The sequence below is a fragment of the Streptomyces sp. NPDC046915 genome (assembly GCF_040644935.1).
Taxonomy (GTDB): Bacteria; Actinomycetota; Actinomycetes; order Streptomycetales; family Streptomycetaceae; genus Streptomyces.
In genome coordinates, this window is sequence record NZ_JBEYXB010000003.1 from 493,165 (window position 1) to 512,447 (window position 19,283).

General features: G+C 70.3%; 16 protein-coding genes and 1 riboswitch. Of the genes, 9 read left to right on the plus strand and 7 right to left on the minus strand.

Features of this window, described 5'->3' with window-relative positions; translation table 11 throughout:
* Positions 1-18 precede the first annotated feature (18 nt).
* From ABZ915_RS10430 to ABZ915_RS10440, 3 genes are read right to left on the minus strand one after another with little or no spacing between them, the layout of a single operon-like run.
* Positions 19-1,221, minus strand: coding sequence for a cystathionine gamma-lyase (locus ABZ915_RS10430; protein ID WP_361798959.1), 1,203 nt, complete (start codon positions 1,219-1,221; stop codon positions 19-21).
* Positions 1,218-1,709 carry a low molecular weight protein-tyrosine-phosphatase gene (locus ABZ915_RS10435; RefSeq protein ID WP_361798962.1) on the minus strand — a complete coding sequence of 164 codons (492 nt, stop codon included), beginning with the start codon at positions 1,707-1,709 and terminating at the stop codon, positions 1,218-1,220. Before ABZ915_RS10435 ends, ABZ915_RS10430 begins: the two co-directional genes overlap by 4 nt.
* A gap of 7 nt (positions 1,710-1,716) precedes the next feature.
* On the minus strand, positions 1,717-2,094 hold the full coding sequence (locus ABZ915_RS10440; RefSeq protein ID WP_361798965.1) for a phage holin family protein: 378 nt from the start codon (positions 2,092-2,094) through the stop codon (positions 1,717-1,719).
* 58 nt (positions 2,095-2,152) lie between these two features.
* Between ABZ915_RS10440 and ABZ915_RS10445 the strand changes: the two genes are divergently transcribed.
* The 4 genes from ABZ915_RS10445 (at position 2,153) to ABZ915_RS10460 (ending at position 4,420) form a co-directional block, all read left to right on the plus strand.
* Positions 2,153-2,470, plus strand: a complete 318-nt coding sequence (locus tag ABZ915_RS10445; protein ID WP_361798967.1) for a cupin domain-containing protein — start codon at positions 2,153-2,155, stop codon at positions 2,468-2,470.
* 134 nt (positions 2,471-2,604) lie between these two features.
* On the plus strand, positions 2,605-2,817 hold the full coding sequence (locus tag ABZ915_RS10450) for a DUF5326 family protein (RefSeq protein ID WP_361441945.1): 213 nt from the start codon (positions 2,605-2,607) through the stop codon (positions 2,815-2,817).
* Positions 2,818-3,157: 340 nt separating this feature from the next.
* Positions 3,158-3,883, plus strand: a complete 726-nt coding sequence (locus ABZ915_RS10455; RefSeq protein WP_361799498.1) for an IclR family transcriptional regulator C-terminal domain-containing protein — start codon at positions 3,158-3,160, stop codon at positions 3,881-3,883.
* Positions 3,884-3,982: 99 nt separating this feature from the next.
* A complete protein-coding gene (locus ABZ915_RS10460; RefSeq protein ID WP_361798970.1) occupies positions 3,983-4,420 on the plus strand; it encodes an SsgA family sporulation/cell division regulator in 438 nt (145 codons plus the stop codon).
* A gap of 96 nt (positions 4,421-4,516) precedes the next feature.
* Here ABZ915_RS10460 and ABZ915_RS10465 read toward each other — a convergent pair whose 3' ends face one another.
* Positions 4,517-5,956 carry a YibE/F family protein gene (locus ABZ915_RS10465; protein WP_361798973.1) on the minus strand — a complete coding sequence of 480 codons (1,440 nt, stop codon included), beginning with the start codon at positions 5,954-5,956 and terminating at the stop codon, positions 4,517-4,519.
* Between the two features lie 72 nt (positions 5,957-6,028).
* A riboswitch (TPP riboswitch) is annotated at positions 6,029-6,185 on the plus strand.
* Between ABZ915_RS10465 and thiC the strand changes: the two genes are divergently transcribed.
* On the plus strand, positions 6,178-7,962 hold the full coding sequence (gene thiC, locus ABZ915_RS10470; protein WP_361798976.1) for a phosphomethylpyrimidine synthase ThiC: 1,785 nt from the start codon (positions 6,178-6,180) through the stop codon (positions 7,960-7,962). It overlaps the preceding riboswitch by 8 nt.
* A gap of 55 nt (positions 7,963-8,017) precedes the next feature.
* On the opposite strand, the gene ABZ915_RS10475 is transcribed toward thiC, so the two are convergent.
* The 3 genes from ABZ915_RS10475 to ABZ915_RS10485 all read right to left on the minus strand — a co-directional run bounded on the left by ABZ915_RS10475 (position 8,018) and on the right by ABZ915_RS10485 (position 11,529).
* The gene (locus ABZ915_RS10475) at positions 8,018-8,881 is read right to left on the minus strand and encodes a hypothetical protein (RefSeq protein ID WP_361798979.1); all 864 of its coding nucleotides are present in this window, start codon (positions 8,879-8,881) and stop codon (positions 8,018-8,020) included.
* 182 nt (positions 8,882-9,063) lie between these two features.
* Complete coding sequence (locus tag ABZ915_RS10480; protein WP_361798982.1) at positions 9,064-10,137, minus strand: metallophosphoesterase family protein; 1,074 nt, start codon at positions 10,135-10,137, stop codon at positions 9,064-9,066.
* A gap of 279 nt (positions 10,138-10,416) precedes the next feature.
* Positions 10,417-11,529 carry a LacI family DNA-binding transcriptional regulator gene (locus ABZ915_RS10485; protein ID WP_361798985.1) on the minus strand — a complete coding sequence of 371 codons (1,113 nt, stop codon included), beginning with the start codon at positions 11,527-11,529 and terminating at the stop codon, positions 10,417-10,419.
* Between the two features lie 439 nt (positions 11,530-11,968).
* Here ABZ915_RS10485 and hisC point away from each other — a divergent pair, with 439 nt between their 5' ends.
* The 4 genes from hisC to cydD all read left to right on the plus strand — a co-directional run bounded on the left by hisC (position 11,969) and on the right by cydD (position 19,276).
* On the plus strand, positions 11,969-13,048 hold the full coding sequence (hisC, locus tag ABZ915_RS10490) for a histidinol-phosphate transaminase (RefSeq protein WP_361798988.1): 1,080 nt from the start codon (positions 11,969-11,971) through the stop codon (positions 13,046-13,048).
* A gap of 147 nt (positions 13,049-13,195) precedes the next feature.
* On the plus strand, positions 13,196-14,704 hold the full coding sequence (locus ABZ915_RS10495) for a cytochrome ubiquinol oxidase subunit I (protein WP_361798990.1): 1,509 nt from the start codon (positions 13,196-13,198) through the stop codon (positions 14,702-14,704).
* Between the two features lie 27 nt (positions 14,705-14,731).
* A complete protein-coding gene (gene cydB / locus ABZ915_RS10500) occupies positions 14,732-15,736 on the plus strand; it encodes a cytochrome d ubiquinol oxidase subunit II (protein WP_361798993.1) in 1,005 nt (334 codons plus the stop codon).
* Between the two features lie 12 nt (positions 15,737-15,748).
* On the plus strand, positions 15,749-19,276 hold the full coding sequence (cydD, locus tag ABZ915_RS10505) for a thiol reductant ABC exporter subunit CydD (RefSeq protein WP_361798996.1): 3,528 nt from the start codon (positions 15,749-15,751) through the stop codon (positions 19,274-19,276).
* The last annotated feature ends 7 nt before the right edge of the window (positions 19,277-19,283 follow it).

Genomic DNA, 19,283 nt, shown 5'->3' on the forward strand with positions numbered 1-19,283 from the left:
TCCGCGGTCAATCCGCTGTCAGTCCGCCGTCTCGTCCAGCGCCCGGAGCACGTCCGCCACCAGGTCCTGAGGGTCCTCGGCGCCGACCGACAGCCGGATGAATCCCTCCGGTACCGCGTCCCCGCCCCAGCGGCCGCGCCGTTCGGCCGTGGAGCGGATCCCGCCGAAGCTGGTCGCGTCGTCCACGAACCGGAGGGCGTCGAGGAAACGGTCGGCACGCGCGCGCGTGGGCAGCGTGAAGGAGACGACACACCCGTAGCGGCGCATCTGCTGTGCGGCGATCGTGTGCGCGGGGTCCTCCGGCAGCCCCGGATATCGCAGCCCGGTCACCTCGGGCCGCCCCCGCAGGGCCTCGGCGAGCGTCAGGGCCGTGGCGTTCTGCCGGTCCACCCGCAGCTGGATCGTGGCCAGGGAGCGGTGGGCCAGCCAGGCCTCCATGGGCCCGGCGATCGCCCCGGCGATCTTGCGCCAGCGGCGTACGGCGGCCATGGCCTCGCCGCTTCGGCCGGTGACGTATCCGAGCAGGAGGTCCCCGTGCCCGGTGAGCTGCTTGGTGCCGCTGGCCACGGAGAAGTCGGCGCCCAGCTCCAGCGGCCGCTGCCCGAGCGGCGTCGCGAGCGTGTTGTCGACGGCGACCAGGGCCCCACGCGCGTGAGCCGCGCCCACGAGCCGCCGGATGTCGCAGACGTCGAGCCCGGGATTGGCCGGCGACTCGATCCACAGCAGCCTCGCCCCGTCGAGGACCTCCAGCTGGGCGTCGCCGCCGGTGGGCGCGGTGCGCACTTCGATGCCGTACGCCTCCAGCTGGGCGCGCACCAGCGGCAGCGCCTGGTAGCCGTCGCTGGGCAGCACGACAGCGTCCCCGGTACGCAGCTGGGAGAACAGCACGGACGAGGTGGCCGCCATGCCGGAGGAGAAGACCAGCGTCTCCACACCGTCCCGCCCAGGGGCCTCGAGCTCGCCGATGGCGCGCTCCAGCAGGGTCCAGGTGGGGTTCTCGTCGCGGCCGTAGGTGTACGGCCCCGTGGGGTCGCCCGGCAGATGGAAGTGGGCGGCGAACACGGGCCCGGGCAGGGCGGGCTCGTGCTTGACCGGCTTGGGCAACCCGGCCCGCACCGCGCGCGTGCCCTCGCCGGAGCCGGAGCCGGAGAGACCGTACCCGGCGCCTCCAGGGCCCTTCTCCGCGCCCGGGCCGGTGTTGCCCGCAGCCGGTTCGCTCATGCCGCCCGTCCCTCCGCTTCGTGCCGTACCGCGGCGAGCAGACCGGTGCTCGCCGCCTCCACCATCTCAAGACACTCCTCGAAGCCGTCCAGGCCCCCGTAGTACGGGTCCGGTACGTCCAGGTCGTCGGCCGCGGCGGGATCGTAGGAGCGCAGCAGCCGCACCTTCCGGGCGTCCTCCTCCGTGGGCGCCAGGCGGCGCAGGGCCTTGAGGTGGCCGGTGTCGAGGGCGATCACCAGGTCGAGGCGGCCGAACCAGGACGCCTGGAACTGGCGGGCGGTGTGGCCGCTGTCGTAGCCGTGGTCGTCCAGGACGGAGACCGTGCGCGGGTCGGCGCCGTCGCCCTCGTGCCAGCCACCGGTGCCGGCGCTGTCTACCTCGATGAGCTCCTCCAGCCCCGCCTCCGCCACACGCGCGCGGAAGACGGACTCGGCCATCGGGGACCGGCAGATGTTGCCGGTGCAGACGAAGCAGACGCGGTAGGTCATGGCGGGCTCAGTCCTCATCGGGCAGGACGACGTGCAGCGCCCAGGAGACGATCGAGATGATCAGGCCGCCGAGCACGGCCGTCCAGAAGCCCTCCACGTGGAAGCTCAGGTCGAGCTTGTCGGACACCCATGAGGTCAGCAGCAGCATCAGCGCGTTGACCACCAGGGTGAACAGGCCGAGCGTGAGGATGAACAGCGGGAAGGTCAGCACCTTGACGAGTGGCTTGACCAGCCAGTTCACCACGCCGAAGACCAGGGCGACGGCAATCAGCGTGCCGGCCTTCTTGGCGGTGCTGTCACCGGTCAGAGTGATCTTGTCGAGCAGCCATACGGCAACCGCCAGGGCGCCAGCGTTGGCGATCGTCTTGACTATGAAATTCTTCATGTGTCTGATCGTGGCAGACCTGAACGGCTGCGAGCAGTAGGGCGAGGGCGACAACAGGATGAAGGCATTCCGGCTGGACGAACTGGAGGCGGAGCGCGCCGCCAACGAAGGTGCCTACCTCCAGTTCCTGCGAGAGCGGAACATGTCGGTCGGCCTGTACGCCCTCAACGCGGGCGAGCACGACCCGCAGAAGCCGCACAAGCAGGACGAGGTGTACTTCGTCGTCAGCGGCCGCGCCTCCATCACGGTCGGCCTGGAGACCACCCAGGTGGCACGGGGCAGCGTGGTTTTCGTGCCGGCCGGGGTCGCTCACAAGTTCCACCACATCAGCGAGGACCTCAGGGTTCTGGTGGTGTTCTCTCCGCCCGAGGCGTGAAGCCGTCCCCGTGATTCCCTAGGGGAACGCTCAGGGGAGGACAAGGGATGCGAGGGCCCCGCCGGGCCCGCTCGCGGACCTAGCATCGAGGCAGGACATCTGGAGCACGACTTCGAGAGCAAGGGACAAGGGCAATGCGAGAGATCTTCGCGGGTCTGCCGTGGTGGGTGAAGTGGGTCGCGGTGCCGGTCATCGCCCTCGTCGTGTTCGGCGGCCTCATAGCCACCGTCGTCGGGTTCGTGATCGGCCTGCTCTTCAAGGCGCTGGTCTTCGTGGCCCTGGTCGGCGGACTCATCTACATCGTGCGGAAGTTCATGGCGGGCTCCTCGTCGCGCAGCGACTGGTGAGGCGCCGCGGGAGCCGGTGACGGTAACAGGGATCGCCGGTTCCCTCGGGCGAGGGAAGTTTTCCGGGCGAGCGGTCCACGGGCGGTGGCGGGCCGTTAGAGTCCGGAATTCGCCACGGGGCCCAGCCCCGGGGACGGCATACACCCCACCCCGTGTTCCTGCTGCACGGGCTGCCCCCTCGCGCTTCGGGAGTGACCTCTTGGCCACGGTCGACACCGCACCCGCGGAACCGCACGCACCCCCCACCCAGCCCCACCCACGCACCGCCACACCCCCGGCCGGGCGGCCGCACACCGTGGCGATCCCCGAACAGCGGCAGTCCGCGACCCTCATCGGATCCGTGCAGCGCGCGATGCGCCTGCTGGAGACCGTCGCCGGTCACGAGTACGGGGCCCCGGCCAAGCAACTGGCCCGCGAGACCGGCCTCGCCCTCCCCACGGCGTACCACCTGCTGCGCACCCTGGTGCACGAGGGCTATCTGCGCCGGGAGAAGGGACTGTTCTTCCTCGGCGAAGCGGCCGAGCGGCTGAGCAGCAGCGGAGCGAAGCAGAAACGTCGCAGCACGGTCGCCGACGCGCTCGCGCACTGCCGGGACTCCATCGGTGTACCGGTGTACTACGCCATGTACCGCGAGGGCGAGATCGAGGTCATGTGCGTCTCCGACACCCCGGGCAACCCCGCGGTCGAGGAGTGGGCCGACTTCCGCGAGACCGGGCACGCGCACGCCATCGGTCAGTGTCTGCTGTCCCAGCTGGACGAGGAGGCCCGCCGGGACCACCTCGACCGTTACCCCGTGCAGTCCCTCACGCCGTACACGGTGCGCGACGACCGCTCCCTGCTGCGGCGCCTTGAGCGGATCCGGCGGATGGAACCGGCGACGGAGCGGCAGGAGTACGCGCTGGGCACGGTCTGCGCCGCGATCCCGATCACCGTCGGCACCACGGCTGCCACGATGGCCCTCTCCCTGCCCTCCCACCAGGCCGACCGGCTGCTGCCCGCGGTCCAGCGGCTCCAGAGAGAGGTCGGACGGCATCTGGGCTCGATCGCGCTCTCTATCAGTATCTGAAAACTCACTCCTTGTGATCTCTTGTGTACTTTCAGCAAGATTTCATCAGTGTCAAAGGGGTCATTACCGGCCAGTCGGTGTCCTATGACGGGATGGGCGATGCGCGAGTCCGTACAGGCAGAAGTCATGATGAGCTTTCTCGTGTCGGAGGAGCTCTCCTTCCGCATCCCCGTGGAACTGCGATACGAGACATGCGATCCCTATGCCGTGCGGCTGACCTTCCACCTGCCCGGTGATGCCCCGGTGACCTGGGCCTTCGGGCGCGAGCTGCTGATCGACGGGGTGGGCCGGCCGTGCGGCGACGGCGATGTGCGCATCGCGCCCGCCGGCCCCGAGGCGCTGGGCGAGGTGCTGATCCGGCTTCAGGTCGGTGCCGACCAGGCCCTGTTCCGCTCCTCGACGCCCCCGCTGGTGGCCTTCCTCGACCGTACGGACAAGCTGGTGCCGCTGGGGCAGGAGGGGGCGCTGGCCGACTTCGACGCCCACCTCGACGAGGCCCTCGACCGCATCCTGGCCGAGGAACAGAGCGCCGGCTGAAGCGTTACGGCAGGACCCGGCCCGGACGCTGCGCCTCGGCACCGGGGAGCTTGCAGTAACGCTTCTCCGCAGATCTCGCCAGCTCCTGACGGATCCTCACCGCTTCCTGCGCCTGCCCCGTCCGCCACGTGCCGGGGGCGACGAGGTCACGGTGGCCACGGCCGGCTCCGCTCCAGGACGATCGGCCGCCACCACCAGGGCCGCGAGGGCGGTGGTGACCGGTACGGAGGCCACCAGACCGATCGAGCCCACCAGCGTGCGCACGATCTCCTCCGCCACCAGCTCGCTGTTGGCGACCGTGCCCACACTGCTCTGCGCGATGGAGAACAGCAGCAGCAGGGGCAGCGCGGCACCCGCGTAGGCCAGCACGAGTGTGTTGACCACGGATGCGATGTGGTCGCGGCCGATACGGATGCCCGCACGGTACAGACCCCGCCGGCCCATCGACGGATTGGCTTCGTGCAGCTCCCATACGGCCGAGGTCTGGGTCACCGTCACGTCGTCCAGGACACCGAGCGACCCGATGATGACACCGGCGAGCAGCAGACCGCTCATGTCGATCGACGGATACAGGCCGTGGATCAGACCGGTGCTGTCGTCGGTGTTGCCGGTGAGGGCCGCCCAGCCGATGAACAGCTTGCCGAGGACGCCGATCAGCGACAGCGAGACCAGCGTGCCGAGGACCGCCACCGACGTACGGGCCGACAGACCGTGGCACATGTAGAGCGCGATCAGCATGATGGCGCTGGAGCCGACGACCGCCACGATCAGCGGGTCCGATCCGTGCAGGATCGCGGGCAGGATGAAGAAGTTGAGGATCAGGAAGCTGATGGACAGCGCGACCAGTGCCATGACGCCACGCATCCGCCCGACGATCACGACGGCGAGGGCGAAGAGCCCGGCCAGCAGCGCCATCGGGAAGCGCCGGTTGACGTCGGTCACCGAGTACTGCAGGTCCTTCGGCGCCGAGGGCTCGTAGGCGGCCACGACCTTCTCGCCCTGGTGCAGCTGCCGCGGCTGGTCCGGCTGCACGATCTCCGTGAACGTACGGCCCTTGTCCTTGCCGGTGTCGACCCGGATCGTCGCCTTCTTGCAGGTGCCACTCGCCTTCTGCTGCGTGGAGCTGCCCTCGGCGGTGGAGGCGTCGCCGGCCGGGGTGCCCCCGGAGGCGTTCGCCGACTTGCAGCTGACCTCGACGACCTTGGCGACCGTCGCCTGCTGCGTCTGCCGGTCGAAGCCGACCCCCGTTCGCTGGTGCGGAGGGGCGCCGCCGGGCCACAGCACCACGAGCCCGACCGCTACCGCCGCGGTGAACGGGATCAGAACGGCCGCGATGACCCTGCGCAGATGCTTGGAGACCGGCGTCGCGGGGCCGTGGCTGTGACTGTGGGAGTGCCCGTGTCCCCCGCCGTGTCCGTCTCCTCTGCCGCGCCCGTGCCCTTCACCGGCGTCATGACCGAATTCTGAGCCGTCGCCAGGGCGGTGCCTGTGCGGCGGCTCGGTGGGCGGGTACGGAGGCTGTTGCGTCGTGGTCACCGCCCGATGATTGCAAGAACGGGCAGAGGCGCACTGTTCACCGCGCCACAAATGACGCTAGCGTGGAGGCACCTTTGCACACGCGGGAGCTCGGAGCACCGGGCTGAGAGGGCGCTGACCTCCGTCTTCGCGATGTTTCACGTGGAACACCGACAGACGGAAACCGCTGCGTCGACCGCCGAACCTGTTACCGGGTAATGCCGGCGTAGGGAGTAGGTCTTATGACCAACAAGGACGCACGCACGCCTGCCTCCACGCAGCTCTCCAGCGACGGGGAGGCCGGGAAGTCCATCGGCTGGCACAAGGGGTATGTCGAGGGCTCACGCCCCGACCTGCGGGTGCCGGTCCGTCAGGTGCACCTCACCAACGGGCAGTCGGTCACGCTGTACGACACCTCCGGCCCGTACACCGATCCACTCGTCGAGACCGACGTCCGCAGGGGTCTTTCGCCGCTGCGGGAGAACTGGATCATCGGCCGCGGTGACACCGAGGAGTACGCGGGCCGTCCCGTCCGTCCTGAGGACGACGGGATCAAGCACACCTCGCCGCGGGGTGGCCTGCGCAACCTCGACGCGGTCTTCCCCGGACGGCCCCGCCAGCCGCGCAGGGGCCGGGACGGCCAGGCGGTCACCCAGCTCGCCTATGCCCGTCGAGGTGAGATCACGCCCGAGATGGAGTTCGTGGCGCTGAGGGAGAACGTTTCTCCCGAGGTCGTCCGCGAGGAGATCGCGGCGGGCCGGGCCGTGTTGCCCGCCAACGTCAACCACCCGGAGATCGAGCCGATGATCATCGGCAAGCGGTTCCTGGTGAAGGTCAACGCCAACATCGGCAACTCGGCGGTGACGTCCTCCATCGAGGAGGAGGTCGAGAAGATGACCTGGGCGACCCGCTGGGGCGCCGACACGGTCATGGACCTGTCCACCGGCCGCAACATCCACACCACCCGCGAGTGGGTGCTGCGCAACTCCCCCGTCCCCATCGGCACGGTGCCGCTCTACCAGGCACTGGAGAAGGTCGACGGCAAGGCCGAGGAACTGACCTGGGACGTCTACAAGGACACGGTCATCGAGCAGGCCGAGCAGGGCGTGGACTACATGACCGTCCACGCCGGTGTGCGTCTGGCGTACGTGCCGCTGACCGCGAACCGCAAGACTGGCATCGTCTCGCGCGGCGGCTCGATCATGGCGGCCTGGTGCCTGGCGCACCACAAGGAGTCGTTCCTGTACGAGAACTTCGAGGAGCTCTGCGAGATCCTCGCCGCCTACGACGTCACGTACTCGCTGGGCGACGGGCTCAGGCCCGGTTCGATCGCGGACGCCAACGACGAGGCCCAGTTCGCGGAACTCCGAACTCTCGGGGAACTCAACCGGATCGCCAAGCGTTACAACGTACAGACCATGATCGAGGGCCCGGGACACGTCCCGATGCACAAGATCAAGGAGAACATCGACCTTCAGCAGGAGATCTGCGATGAAGCTCCGTTCTATACGCTCGGCCCGCTGACGACAGACGTCGCACCGGCGTACGACCACATCACCTCCGGCATCGGTGCCGCGATGATCGCCTGGTGGGGCACGGCGATGCTCTGCTATGTCACGCCCAAGGAGCACTTGGGCCTGCCCAACCGTGACGACGTCAAGACCGGCGTCATCACCTACAAGATCGCCGCCCACGCAGCCGACCTCGCCAAGGGGCACCCGGGTGCCCAGGAATGGGACGACGCGCTGTCCGACGCCCGCTTCGAGTTCCGGTGGGAGGACCAGTTCAACCTCGCCCTCGACCCGGACACGGCACGGGAGTTCCACGACGAGACGCTTCCGGCCGAGCCCGCCAAGACGGCCCACTTCTGCTCCATGTGCGGGCCGAAGTTCTGCAGCATGAAGATCTCACACGACATCAGGCGTGAGCACGGTGGAAGCCAGGCCGAGATCGAGGAGGGTATGGCGCAGAAGTCGAAGGAGTTCGCGGCAGCGGGGAACCGGGTCTATCTGCCGGTCGTGGACTGACGCGGAGGCGCCGCCTGTCCGGCTTGCGCCCCCGGCCGGGGGCGCAAGCCGGGGGTCATTCCGGCTGGTGCTCCGGGCCGCCGAAGTCCGGGCTCGTGTAGTCCGGGCTGCTGAAGCTCGGGCGCGGGCCAGGGGTGGTGCCGTCGTCGGGGCTGCTGAATCCCGGTCGGCCGTAGCCGAGCCGGGGCATGCGTCCGGTCGGCCCCGGCGGGGTCATGCGGTGCAGTGCGCCGGTGCCGGGGGTGGCGAGCGCTTCCTGGAGGAAGGGCAGGATGCCGCGCTCCAGCAGGGCCTCGTGCCAGGCTTCCCTGGCCCGGGTCACTTCCTCGGTCGCCTCCCCATGGGGTCCGTCGAGCGAGGGGTTGTTGCGCAGGGCGGTGAGGAGCAGGCCGACGGCGGCGACCAGGATTGCGGCCGCCGTCATGGCGCCGAACACCCAGCCGGTGGTGATCATCGTCTGGGCGAAGGCCGGAGCCGGGTCCAGCATTTTCAATATGTAGCCGACGAGGAGGAAGATCGCCGCGGCGGTGCCGGCGAGCACGGGAGCGAGGACCGCGACGACGGCGACGGCGCCCGCGCCGGCGGTCTCGGCGGCCTCGCCCAGGGAGGTGGCCAGTCCCATCGGACCCGTGACCGGCTCCGCGGGCTCGGACAGGGGTACGGAGGACGGGACGGGCGGCGCCGGCCGGCGCAGTTCCTCGCGGACCTTCACGTAGTGCTGGTACTCGGTCGCTGCGGCCGCCGTGATGAGTGCGGTGGCGTTGAGCGCCATGGTGCGCAGTTGTTCGGGGTTGAGCCGCTGTCCTACAGCGGCCAGTTCCGGGCGGTGTGGTGCGGAGCGCAGCGCCTCATCGAGGATCCGCTCGTATTCCTGGCGGTCCTCGCTCAGCAGGTGCTGCGGAACGCTGTTCATGTGCATCCCCCGATGCTCCGTAGGGCTTGGGGCTCGCACGTCGACGAGCCGTCGGGCAGAAACGGAGGGGAGCCTGCTACGGATAAGCCGATGGTAGAGCCGTCACGGCGCGTGGTGACAGGGGGTTGCCAGAAATTGGGTGCCGGCCTGCACGAACGCCGCCGGGTGAACGCCTGCCCGGCGAACGCTCAGCCACCCAGGGGAAGTTGCTGGACCAGCAGCTTTCCGGCCATGGTCACTCCGCCGTCCATCGCGATGGCCAGCCCGTCCGCGTAGACGTGGGGTCCCTCGACCACGGGGCCGGTGTCCTCGTCCTCGTCCTCGGAGCCGACCTCGCCCAGGAGGTAGGGGATGGGGCTGTGGCCGTGAACGATGCGGGTGCCGCCGTACGTATCGAGGAGGGAGCGCACTGCTTCGGCGCCGCCCTCGCGGAAGGAGAAACGCTTGGTGAACTTGCGGAACAGGTCCCAGACTTCGTCCGCGTCGTTGCGCGTGATGGTCTCGCGGACGGTGTCGTTGACCCCTTCGATGGAGTCGCCGTAGTCGAGATAGGCGGTGGTGTCGGAGTGGACGAGCAGGTAGCCGTCGACCTCCTCGACGGCGTCCAGGCGGGCCATCCACTGCAGGTGGTGGTCCTGGAGGCGGTCCATGTCGGTCTTCTGGCCGCCGTTGAGCAGCCAGGCCGCCTGGAAGGTGGCGGTGCCGGCGCCCGAGTTGACGGGGGTGTCGCCGAACCGCTTGGCGCCCAGCAGCAGCAGCTCGTGGTTGCCCATGAGCGCCTTGCAGTAGCCGCCGGCCGCGGCGGCCTCGGCGGACAGCCGCATGACCAGGTCGATGACGCCGATGCCGTCCGGGCCGCGGTCGGTGAAGTCACCGAGGAACCACAGCCGGGCGGTGCCCGCGCACCACTGGCCGGCGGCGTCGATCAGGCCCTTCTCCTGGAGGGCGGCGATCAGCTCGTCGAGGTAGCCGTGCACGTCGCCGACGACGTACAGCGGGCCCGGCCCGGTGTTGGGCTGCACGGCCGGTGCGGGGCCGGGCTCGACGGTCACCTGGACGGTGTCGCCACGGTTGATGACCGGCAGGTCGCGCTCGGTGGGCGTGTACCCCTCGGGGTACGCCTCCTCGACGGCGGGCGCGGTGTCGCCGGGATGGGTGCTGCGCACGTACGGACCGGTCTCGTTGACGTACGCGGGCACCCGGAAGTCGCGCAACGTCGCCGTCCGCTCCACCTCGGGTCCCTGACCGGCCCCCTGAGTCATCAGACCCCTCCACCATCGCGCCGCATCTGCACCGCATCGGACTGCCTGGTCGCAGCGGCCCCCGCGGTGTCGTGGGCCCATCATAGGAATGCGGATCGCGCCGTGTGATGACCCAGGGGTGGTGAATCGGAGCGAGACGCCGGTTCACCGCGGCTTTCGCCCCGTTTGGGCCGGGGTTCGGCCGACTGCTGATCCCGATGCCGGCCGCCTGCGGTCCCCCCTCGGGCCGTCGGCGGGTCTCCGGACACTTCTCCTCCGTCGCGGCGCCGGGGCCGGCCGTCAGCTCCTCTCCGGCGCGCGGGGCGGGCTGATGGTGGTGCGGGGAGGCCGGCGCTGGGAGGAGGTGCGCACGATCAGCTCCGTCGGTATCACCTGCTCCACCGGGTGGTCCGAATCCACGCCCTCGATGGCGTCGATGAGTAACTGGACCACGGCCGTGCCGATGCGGCGGGGCTTGAGGGAGAGCGTGGTGATGGGCGGCTCGGTGTTGGCGTACACGGTGGACTCGCTGCAGCAGACCAGGAGCAGGTCGTCCGGGACGCGCAGGCCGTAGCGGCGGGCGGCGGCCAGCAGGTCGGTGCCGTTCGGGTCGAACAGGCCGTAGACGGCGTCCGGCCGGTCGGGCCGGGCGAGCAGCCGGTCGGCGGCGACGGCGCCGGCGCAGGGGTCGTGCGCAGGGTAGGCCTCGTACACCGGGTCCTGGCCGACCCGCTCGCACCAGTTCAGGTACGCGCTGGTCGACAGGTGCGTGTAGGTGTCCGTGGTCGTTCCGGTGAGCAGGCCGATCCTGCGGGCCCCGGCGGCGGCGAGGTGGTCGAGGATGCCGAGGACCGCGGCCTCGTGGTCGTTGTCGACCCAGGCGGTGACCGGGAGGGATCCGGCGGGGCGGCCGTCCGAGACGACCGGCAGGCCCTGCCGGACCAGCTCGCTGACCACGGGATCCTTGTCGGAGGGGTCGATGACGACCGTGCCGTCCAGGGCGACGTTCGACCACACGTCGTGGCGGGAGGTCGCGGGCAGGATCACGAGGGCGTAGCCGCGGGCGAGCGCGGCCGAGGTGGCCGCGCGGGCCATCTCGGCGAAGTACGCGAACTCGGTGAAGGTGAAAGGTTCATCCCCGTAGGTCGTCACGGTCAGGCCGATCAGACCGGATTTGCCGGTACGGAGTGTGCGGGCGGCGGCCGAGGGACGGTACCCCAGCCGGTCGGCGACCTCGCGGACATGGCGGCGGGTGGCGTCCGGGAGCCGGCCCTTGCCGTTGAGGGCGTCGGAGACGGTTGTGATGGAGACCCCGGCGGCGGCGGCGACGTCTCTGATGCCCGCCCGGCCCGGCCGACTGCCTCGACGTGAGGTTTCCGCGCGGCTCACCTGGTGCTTCCCTGCTGCTGTCATGGCGAGCCGATAGTAGGGCTCATGCGGTGGGGTAGTGCGGACGCATATGCACGCGTTGACAGGCACGTTTCTGCATGGTCATAGAGGGTCAACTACCTTGGAAACAAAGGTAGTTGAACGTTCCAAAGGCAAGACGTGACTTGTCGGCGCGGATAGGCCTGCTAAGTGTCCGATGTCTCGAAGAGGTCTCAACTCACCTTCATGGGTGATGCGCGCCAGGGCGCGAGCCACCGGCGCATAGATATATGTGCGGCGCGCCCCCGATACGTACGCCTTGGGGTGGTGATGCCCGTGATGCCGGTGTGGCGGAGCGCATGGTGCGGCGAGCCGCAGGAGGTCATCGCTCAGCTGTACGCAGAAACGCCGAATCCTCTTAAGGTGAGGAGTATTGGAAGCCGGCGGCGCTGACGGTCCGCCGGTGGTCGCGAGGAGGACTGCGGTGAGCGAGACGAGCCCCAAGCTGCGCGCCGAGCTGGAGGGTATCCCCACCTACAAGCCGGGCAAGCCCGCCGCGGCCGGTGGCCCGGTCGCGTACAAGCTGTCCTCCAACGAGAACCCCTACCCGCCGCTGCCCGGGGTGATGGAGACCGTGACGGCGGCGGCCTGCTCCTTCAACCGCTACCCGGACATGGCGTGCTCCGGCCTGATGGAGGAGCTGTCGGACCGCTTCGGCGTGCCGGTCTCCCACCTGGCCACCGGCACCGGCTCCGTGGGCGTCGCCCAGCAGCTGATCCAGGCCACCAGCGGGCCGGGCGACGAAGTGATCTACGCCTGGCGGTCCTTCGAGGCGTACCCGATCATCACGCAGATCAGCGGGGCGCGGTCGGTGCAGGTGCCGCTCACGCCGGGCGATGTGCACGACCTGGACGCGATGGCGGACGCGATCACCGACCGGACCCGGCTGATTTTCGTCTGCAACCCCAACAACCCGACGGGCACCGTCGTGCGGCGGGCCGAGCTGGAGCGCTTCCTCGACCGGGTGCCCCGCGATGTGCTGGTGGTGCTGGACGAGGCCTACCGGGAGTTCATCAGGGACCCCGAGGTGCCCGACGGTGTCGAGTTCTACCGGAGCCGGCCGAACGTCTGCGTGCTGCGGACGTTCTCCAAGGCGTACGGTCTCGCCGGGCTGCGGGTCGGCTTCGCGATCGCCCATGAGCCGGTGGCGGCGGCGCTGCGGAAGACGGCGGTGCCCTTCGGCGTGAGCCAGCTGGCGCAGGAGGCGGCGATCGCCTCGCTGCGCGCGGAGGACGAGCTGCTCGGCCGGGTCGGCTCGCTGGTGTGCGAGCGCAACCGCGTGGTCGACACGCTGCGCGCCCAGGGCTGGACCGTGCCCGAGACCCAGGCCAACTTCGTCTGGCTGCGGCTGGGGGAGCGTACGGTCGCGTTCGCGGAGGCCTCTGAGCAGCACGGTGTCGTGGTCCGGCCGTTCCCGGGCGAGGGTGTGCGGGTGACCATCGGGGAGACCGAGGCGAACGACATCTTCCTGAAGGTGGCGGAAGCGTTCCGCAAGGAGTCCTAGACGGGCCACGGGCCGGCCGGATCCTGCCTGGTGGGAACGGTCGGCCCGGCTGAAGGACCCCCCTCTCCGGTGTCGGACGGCCATGCGTCATAATGGCTTGTGAATGTGAACGCATTCACAAGCCTGTCGAGTAAGGAGGCCGGCGACGTGGAGTTGGCTTTGGCGCCGGAGACGCTGGCGCGCTGGCAGTTCGGCATCACCACCGTCTACCACTTCCTGTTCGTCCCCCTGACGATCTCACTGGCCGCCCTCACGGCCGGGCTGCAGACGGCGTGGGTGCGCACGGAGAAGGAGAAGTACCTCAGGGCCACCAAGTTCTGGGGCAAGCTCTTCCTGATCAACATCGCGATGGGGGTCGTCACCGGCATCGTGCAGGAGTTCCAGTTCGGTATGAACTGGTCCGACTACTCGCGCTTCGTCGGCGACATCTTCGGCGCCCCGCTCGCCTTCGAGGCCCTGATCGCGTTCTTCTTCGAGTCCACCTTCATCGGCCTGTGGATCTTCGGCTGGGACAAGCTGCCCAAGAAGATCCATCTGGCCTGCATCTGGATGGTCTCGCTCGGCACGGTCCTGTCGGCGTACTTCATCCTCGCGGCCAACTCGTGGATGCAGCACCCCGTCGGCTACCGGATCAACAAGGCGAAGGGCCGCGCGGAACTCACCGACTTCTGGGCGGTGCTGACCCAGAACACCGCGCTCAGCCAGGCCTTTCACACCCTCTCCGCGGCCTTCCTGACCGGCGGCGCCTTCATGGTCGGCATCTCCGCCTACCACCTCACCCGCAAGAAGCACGTCCGCGAGATGAAGACCTCGCTGCGGCTCGGCCTGGTCACGGTCGTCATCGCGGGCCTGCTCACGGCGGTCAGCGGAGACACCCTCGGCAAGGTGATGTTCAAGCAGCAGCCGATGAAGATGGCGGCCGCCGAGGCGCTGTGGGACGGCCAGAAGCCGGCGCCGTTCTCGATCTTCGCCTACGGCGATGTCGACAAGGGCCACAACACCGTGGCCATCGAGATACCGGGCCTGCTGTCCTTCCTCGCCAACGACGACTTCAGCTCGTACGTGCCCGGCATCAACGACGTCAACAAGGCCGAGCAGCAGAAGTTCGGGCCCGGTGACTACCGGCCCAACATCCCCGTCGCCTTCTGGGGCTTCCGCTGGATGATCGGCTTCGGCATGGCGTCCTTCGCCATCGGCCTGGCCGGGCTGTGGCTGACCCGCAAGAAGTTCCTGCTGCCGCAGCACCTGCGGGTGGGCGACGACGAGGTGCCGCACCTGGTCCTGCTCCCGAACAAGGCGCTCGGCCCCAAGCTCACCACCTGGTGCTGGCGCATCGCCATCTGGACGCTGGCCTTCCCGCTGATCGCCAACTCCTGGGGCTGGATCTTCACCGAGATGGGCCGCCAGCCGTGGGTCGTCTACGGCGTCCTCCAGACCCGCCAGGCGGTCTCCCCCGGTGTCTCCCAGGGCGAGGTCCTCACCTCGATGATCGTCTTCACCACGCTGTACGCCGTCCTCGCCGTCATCGAGGTCAAGCTGCTCGTGAAGTACGTCAAGGCCGGACCGCCCGAGCTCACCGAGGCCGACCTCAACCCGCCCACGAAGATCGGCGGCGACACCCGTGACGCCGACAAGCCGATGGCCTTCTCGTACTAGGCCTCGGGTCAAGGGAGCTGCACTGTCATGGAACTTCACGACGTCTGGTTCGTCCTGATAGCCGTCCTGTGGACCGGCTACTTCTTCCTCGAGGGTTTCGACTTCGGGGTCGGCATCCTCACCAAGCTGCTCGCCCGTGACCGGCCCGAGCGGCGGGTGCTGATCAACACCATCGGTCCCGTCTGGGACGGCAACGAGGTGTGGCTGCTCACCGCGGGCGGCGCGACCTTCGCCGCCTTCCCCGAGTGGTACGCCACCCTGTTCTCCGGCTTCTACCTGCCGCTGCTGGTCATCCTGGTCTGTCTGATCGTCCGGGGCGTCGCCTTCGAGTACCGCGCGAAGCGGCCCGAGGAGAACTGGCAGCGCAACTGGGAGACGGCGATCTTCTGGACCTCGCTGATCCCGGCCCTCCTGTGGGGCGTGGCCTTCGGCAACATCGTGCGGGGCGTGAAGATCGACCAGCACTTCGAGTACACCGGGAACCTGGTGGACCTGCTGAACCCGTACGCGCTGCTCGGCGGACTGGTCACCCTGACGCTGTTCACCTTCCACGGCGCGGTGTTCACGGCCCTGAAGACCGTCGGGGACATCCGGACGCGGGCACGGAAGACCGCTCTTCGGGTCGGCCTTGTCGCCGCCGTGCTGGCGCTGGCCTTCCTGCTGTGGACGCAGGCCGACAGCGGGGACGGCAAGAGCCTGGTCGCCCTGGTCGTGGCGGTCGCCGCGCTGGTCGCGGCACTCGTGGCGAACCAGGCCGGGCGTGAGGGATGGTCGTTCGCCCTGTCCGGGGTCACCATCGTGGCCGCGGTCGCGATGCTCTTCCTGTCGCTCTTCCCGAACGTCATGCCGTCCACGCTCAACGAGCACTGGAGCCTCACGGTCACCAACGCCTCGTCCAGCCCGTACACCTTGAAGATCATGACCTGGTGCGCGGCGATCGCCACGCCGATCGTGCTGCTGTACCAGGGGTGGACCTACTGGGTGTTCCGGAAGCGGATCGGGACGCAGCACATCGCCGAAGCCGCGCACTGAGGTGTGTTTCACGTGAAACCGATCGATCCGCGTCTCCTCCGGTACGCCCGCGCCACCCGGCTGTTCCTGGTGGCGGTCGTCGGCCTGGGTGCCATAGGAGCGGGACTGGTCATCGCCCAGGCCATGCTCATCGCCGAGGTGGTGGTCGGAGCCTTCCAGCACGGCCGGCCGGCCGGTGAGCTGAGCACTCCCCTGCTGCTGTTGGCGGCCGTGGCGGCCGGGCGTGCCCTGGTCTCCTGGCTCACCGAGCTGGCCGCGCACCGGGCCAGTGCGGCGGTGAAGTCGGAACTGCGCGGACGGCTCCTCGATCGGGCGGCGGCGCTCGGTCCCGGGTGGCTGAGCGGGCAGCGGACCGGCTCGCTGGTCACGCTGGCCACCCGGGGCGTCGACGCCCTGGACGACTACTTCTCGCGCTATCTCCCGCAGTTGGGGCTCGCGGTGGTCGTACCGGTCGCGGTGCTCACGAGGATCGTCACCGAGGACTGGGTGTCGGCGGCCATCATCGCCGGCACGCTGCCGCTCGTCCCGCTCTTCATGGTGCTGATCGGCTGGGCCACCCAGTCCCGCATGGACCGCCAGTGGCGGCTGCTGTCCCGGCTCTCGGGGCACTTCCTGGACGTCGTGGCAGGGCTGCCCACGCTGAAGGTGTTCGGGCGGGCCAAGGCGCAGGCCGAGTCCATCCGGCGCATCACCGGTGAGTACCGGGAGGCGACCCTGCGGACCCTGCGGATCGCCTTCATCTCCTCCTTCGCGCTGGAACTGCTCGCCACGCTCTCCGTCGCGCTGGTCGCCGTGACGATCGGCATGCGCCTGGTCCACGGCGACATGGACCTGTACACCGGTCTGGTCGTCCTGGTGCTGGCGCCGGAGGCGTATCTGCCGCTGCGCCAGGTCGGCGCGCAGTACCACGCGGCGGCGGAGGGGCTCGCGGCGGCCGAGGACATCTTCGCCGTGCTGGAGACGCCCGTTCCGGCGGCCGGGACCGGTGCGGTGCCGTCGGGTGCCTCGGCCCTCGATGCGGCCTTCGAGGTGGCCTTCGAAGGGGTGACCGTCCGCTATCCGGGGCGCTCCGGGGACGCGGTGACGGATGTGTCTTTCACGCTCGAACCCGGGGAGACGGTGGCGCTGGTCGGGCCCAGCGGCGTGGGCAAGTCGACGCTGCTGAACGTGCTGCTGGGGTTCGTACGGCCCGATGCGGGCCAGGTGCGGATCGGGGGAGTCGATCTCGCCGGCCTCGACCCCGCGCAGTGGCGGTCGCGGATCGCGTGGGTGCCGCAGCGGCCGCACCTGTACGCCGGGACGATCGCGGAGAACGTACGGCTGGCCCGCCCCGGCGCGGACGACGAGGCGGTACGCCGGGCGCTGCGGGACGCGGGGGCGCTGGAGTTCGTGGACGCGCTGCCCGAGGGTGTCGCGACGGTGCTCGGCGAGGACGGGGCCGGGCTGTCCGCCGGCCAGCGCCAGCGGCTCGCGCTGGCCCGGGCCTTCCTCGCCGACCGGCCCGTGCTGCTGCTGGACGAGCCGACGGCCGCGCTGGACGGCGCGACGGAGGCCGACGTGGTGGCGGCGGTCCGGCGGCTGGCCGTGGGGCGGACCGTGCTGCTGGTGGTGCACCGGCCGGCGCTGTTGGAGGTGGCGGACCGGGTGGTGCGGCTGGAGGTGGCCGAGTCCCCCGCGTCCCCCGTGTCCGCGGATTCCCAGTCGCGGACGTCCGCGGCCACGGGAACGGGACAGACACCGAACGGCACTCTCGCGGATAACGAGCCCGCGACCGACCTCGCGGTGTCCTCGGGGGACGTCCTCGGCCGCGTCCGTGCCCTCGCCGGTCCCCGCCGCGCACGGCTCGCGCTGGCGCTCCTGCTCGGATCGCTGGCGCTCGGCAGCGCCGTGGGGCTGATGGCGACCTCCGGGTGGCTCATCTCCCGGGCCTCGCAGCAGCCGCCCGTGCTCTATCTGATGGTGGCCGTGACGGCGACGCGGGCCTTCGGGATCGGGCGGGCGGTGTTCCGGTACGCGGAACGGCTGGTGTCGCACGACGCCGTGCTGCGGATGCTGGCCGACACCCGGGTCGCCGTGTACCGGCGGCTGGAGCGGCTGGCCCCCGCCGGACTGCGGCGGACCCGGCGGGGCGACCTGCTGACCCGGCTGGTCGCCGACGTGGACGCGTTGCAGGACTACTGGCTGCGCTGGCTGCTGCCCGCCGGTGTCGCGGTGGCCGTGTCCGCCGCCTCCGTCGGCTTCACCGCGTGGCTGCTCCCCGAGGCCGGGGCCGCGCTCGCGGCAGGACTGCTGGCCGCCGGGGCCGGGGTGCCGCTGCTGACCGGTGCCGTGGCCCGGCGTGCCGAGCGGCGGCTGGCGCCCGCCCGGGGAGTGCTCGCGACCCGGGTGACCGACCTGCTGACCGGCACCGCCGAGCTGACGGTCGCCGGTGCTCTGCCCGCCCGTACGGAGGAGGCGCGGCGAGCCGACGGCACCCTCACCCGGATCGCGCGGCGCGCCGCCACCGCCACCGCGCTCGGCGACGGGCTCACCGCGCTGTGCTCCGGCCTGACCGTCGCCGCCACCGCCCTGCTGGGCGCCCAGGCGGTCGCCGGGGACCGGCTGAGCGGTGTGGCGATGGCCGTGGTCGTCCTCACCCCGCTGGCCGCATTCGAGGCCGTACTGGGCATGCCGCTCGCCGTGCGGTACCGGCAGCGGGTGCGCCGGAGCGCGGAGCGCGTGTACGAGGTGCTGGACGCGCCCGAGCCCGTACGGGAACCGGCACGGCCCCGGCAGGCTCCCGCGTCGCCGTTCCCGGTCGTCCTCGACGGGCTGACCGCCCGCTACCCGGGAGCGGACCGGGACGCCCTCACAGGGCTGGATCTGACGCTCGCCGAGGGCCGGCGCGTGGCCGTCGTCGGACCGTCCGGGGCCGGCAAGACGACCCTCGCCCAGGTGCTGCTGCGGTTCCTCGATCCGCGTGCGGGCTCCTGGACGCTGGCGGGTGTCGACGCCCGCGCGCTCGAAGGCGACGACGTACGGCGGCTGGTCGGGCTGTGCGCACAGGACGCCCACCTCTTCGACAGCTCCGTACGCGAGAACCTGCTGCTGGCGAAGAAGGGCGCCACCGAGGCGGAGCTGCGGCACGCGCTCGCGCGGGCCCGGCTGCTCGACTGGGTGGACGGACTGCCCCACGGGCTCGACACGCTGGTCGGCGAGCACGGGGCGCGGCTGTCGGGCGGTCAGCGGCAGCGCCTGGCGCTGGCCCGTGCGCTGCTCGCCGACTTTCCGGTGCTGGTGCTCGACGAACCCGCCGAGCACCTGGACCTGCCGACGGCCGACGCGCTCACCGCCGATCTGCTGGCCGCCACGGAGGGCCGTACGACAGTGCTCATCACGCACCGGCTGGCCGGGCTGGAGGCCGTGGACGAGGTGGTCGTGCTGGACGAGGGACGGGTGGTGCAGCGAGGGCCGTACGCCGAGCTGGCCGCCGTGGACGGTCCGCTGCGCGCGATGGCTCGGCGGGAGGCGGCGGCGGAGGCGCCGGCGGGCACCCGCTGACCCCGGG

Coding starts and splice junctions, on each gene's coding strand:
- ABZ915_RS10430 (WP_361798959.1), bottom strand. CDS start 1,221: ATGAGCGAACCGGCTGCGGGCAACACCGGCCCGGGCGCGGAGAAGGGC.
- ABZ915_RS10435 (WP_361798962.1), bottom strand. CDS start 1,709: ATGACCTACCGCGTCTGCTTCGTCTGCACCGGCAACATCTGCCGGTCC.
- ABZ915_RS10440 (WP_361798965.1), bottom strand. CDS start 2,094: ATGAAGAATTTCATAGTCAAGACGATCGCCAACGCTGGCGCCCTGGCG.
- ABZ915_RS10445 (WP_361798967.1), top strand. CDS start 2,153: ATGAAGGCATTCCGGCTGGACGAACTGGAGGCGGAGCGCGCCGCCAAC.
- ABZ915_RS10450 (WP_361441945.1), top strand. CDS start 2,605: ATGCGAGAGATCTTCGCGGGTCTGCCGTGGTGGGTGAAGTGGGTCGCG.
- ABZ915_RS10460 (WP_361798970.1), top strand. CDS start 3,983: ATGCGCGAGTCCGTACAGGCAGAAGTCATGATGAGCTTTCTCGTGTCG.
- thiC (WP_361798976.1), top strand. CDS start 6,178: ATGACCAACAAGGACGCACGCACGCCTGCCTCCACGCAGCTCTCCAGC.
- ABZ915_RS10475 (WP_361798979.1), bottom strand. CDS start 8,881: ATGCACATGAACAGCGTTCCGCAGCACCTGCTGAGCGAGGACCGCCAG.
- ABZ915_RS10480 (WP_361798982.1), bottom strand. CDS start 10,137: ATGACTCAGGGGGCCGGTCAGGGACCCGAGGTGGAGCGGACGGCGACG.
- ABZ915_RS10485 (WP_361798985.1), bottom strand. CDS start 11,529: ATGACAGCAGCAGGGAAGCACCAGGTGAGCCGCGCGGAAACCTCACGT.
- cydB (WP_361798993.1), top strand. CDS start 14,732: ATGGAACTTCACGACGTCTGGTTCGTCCTGATAGCCGTCCTGTGGACC.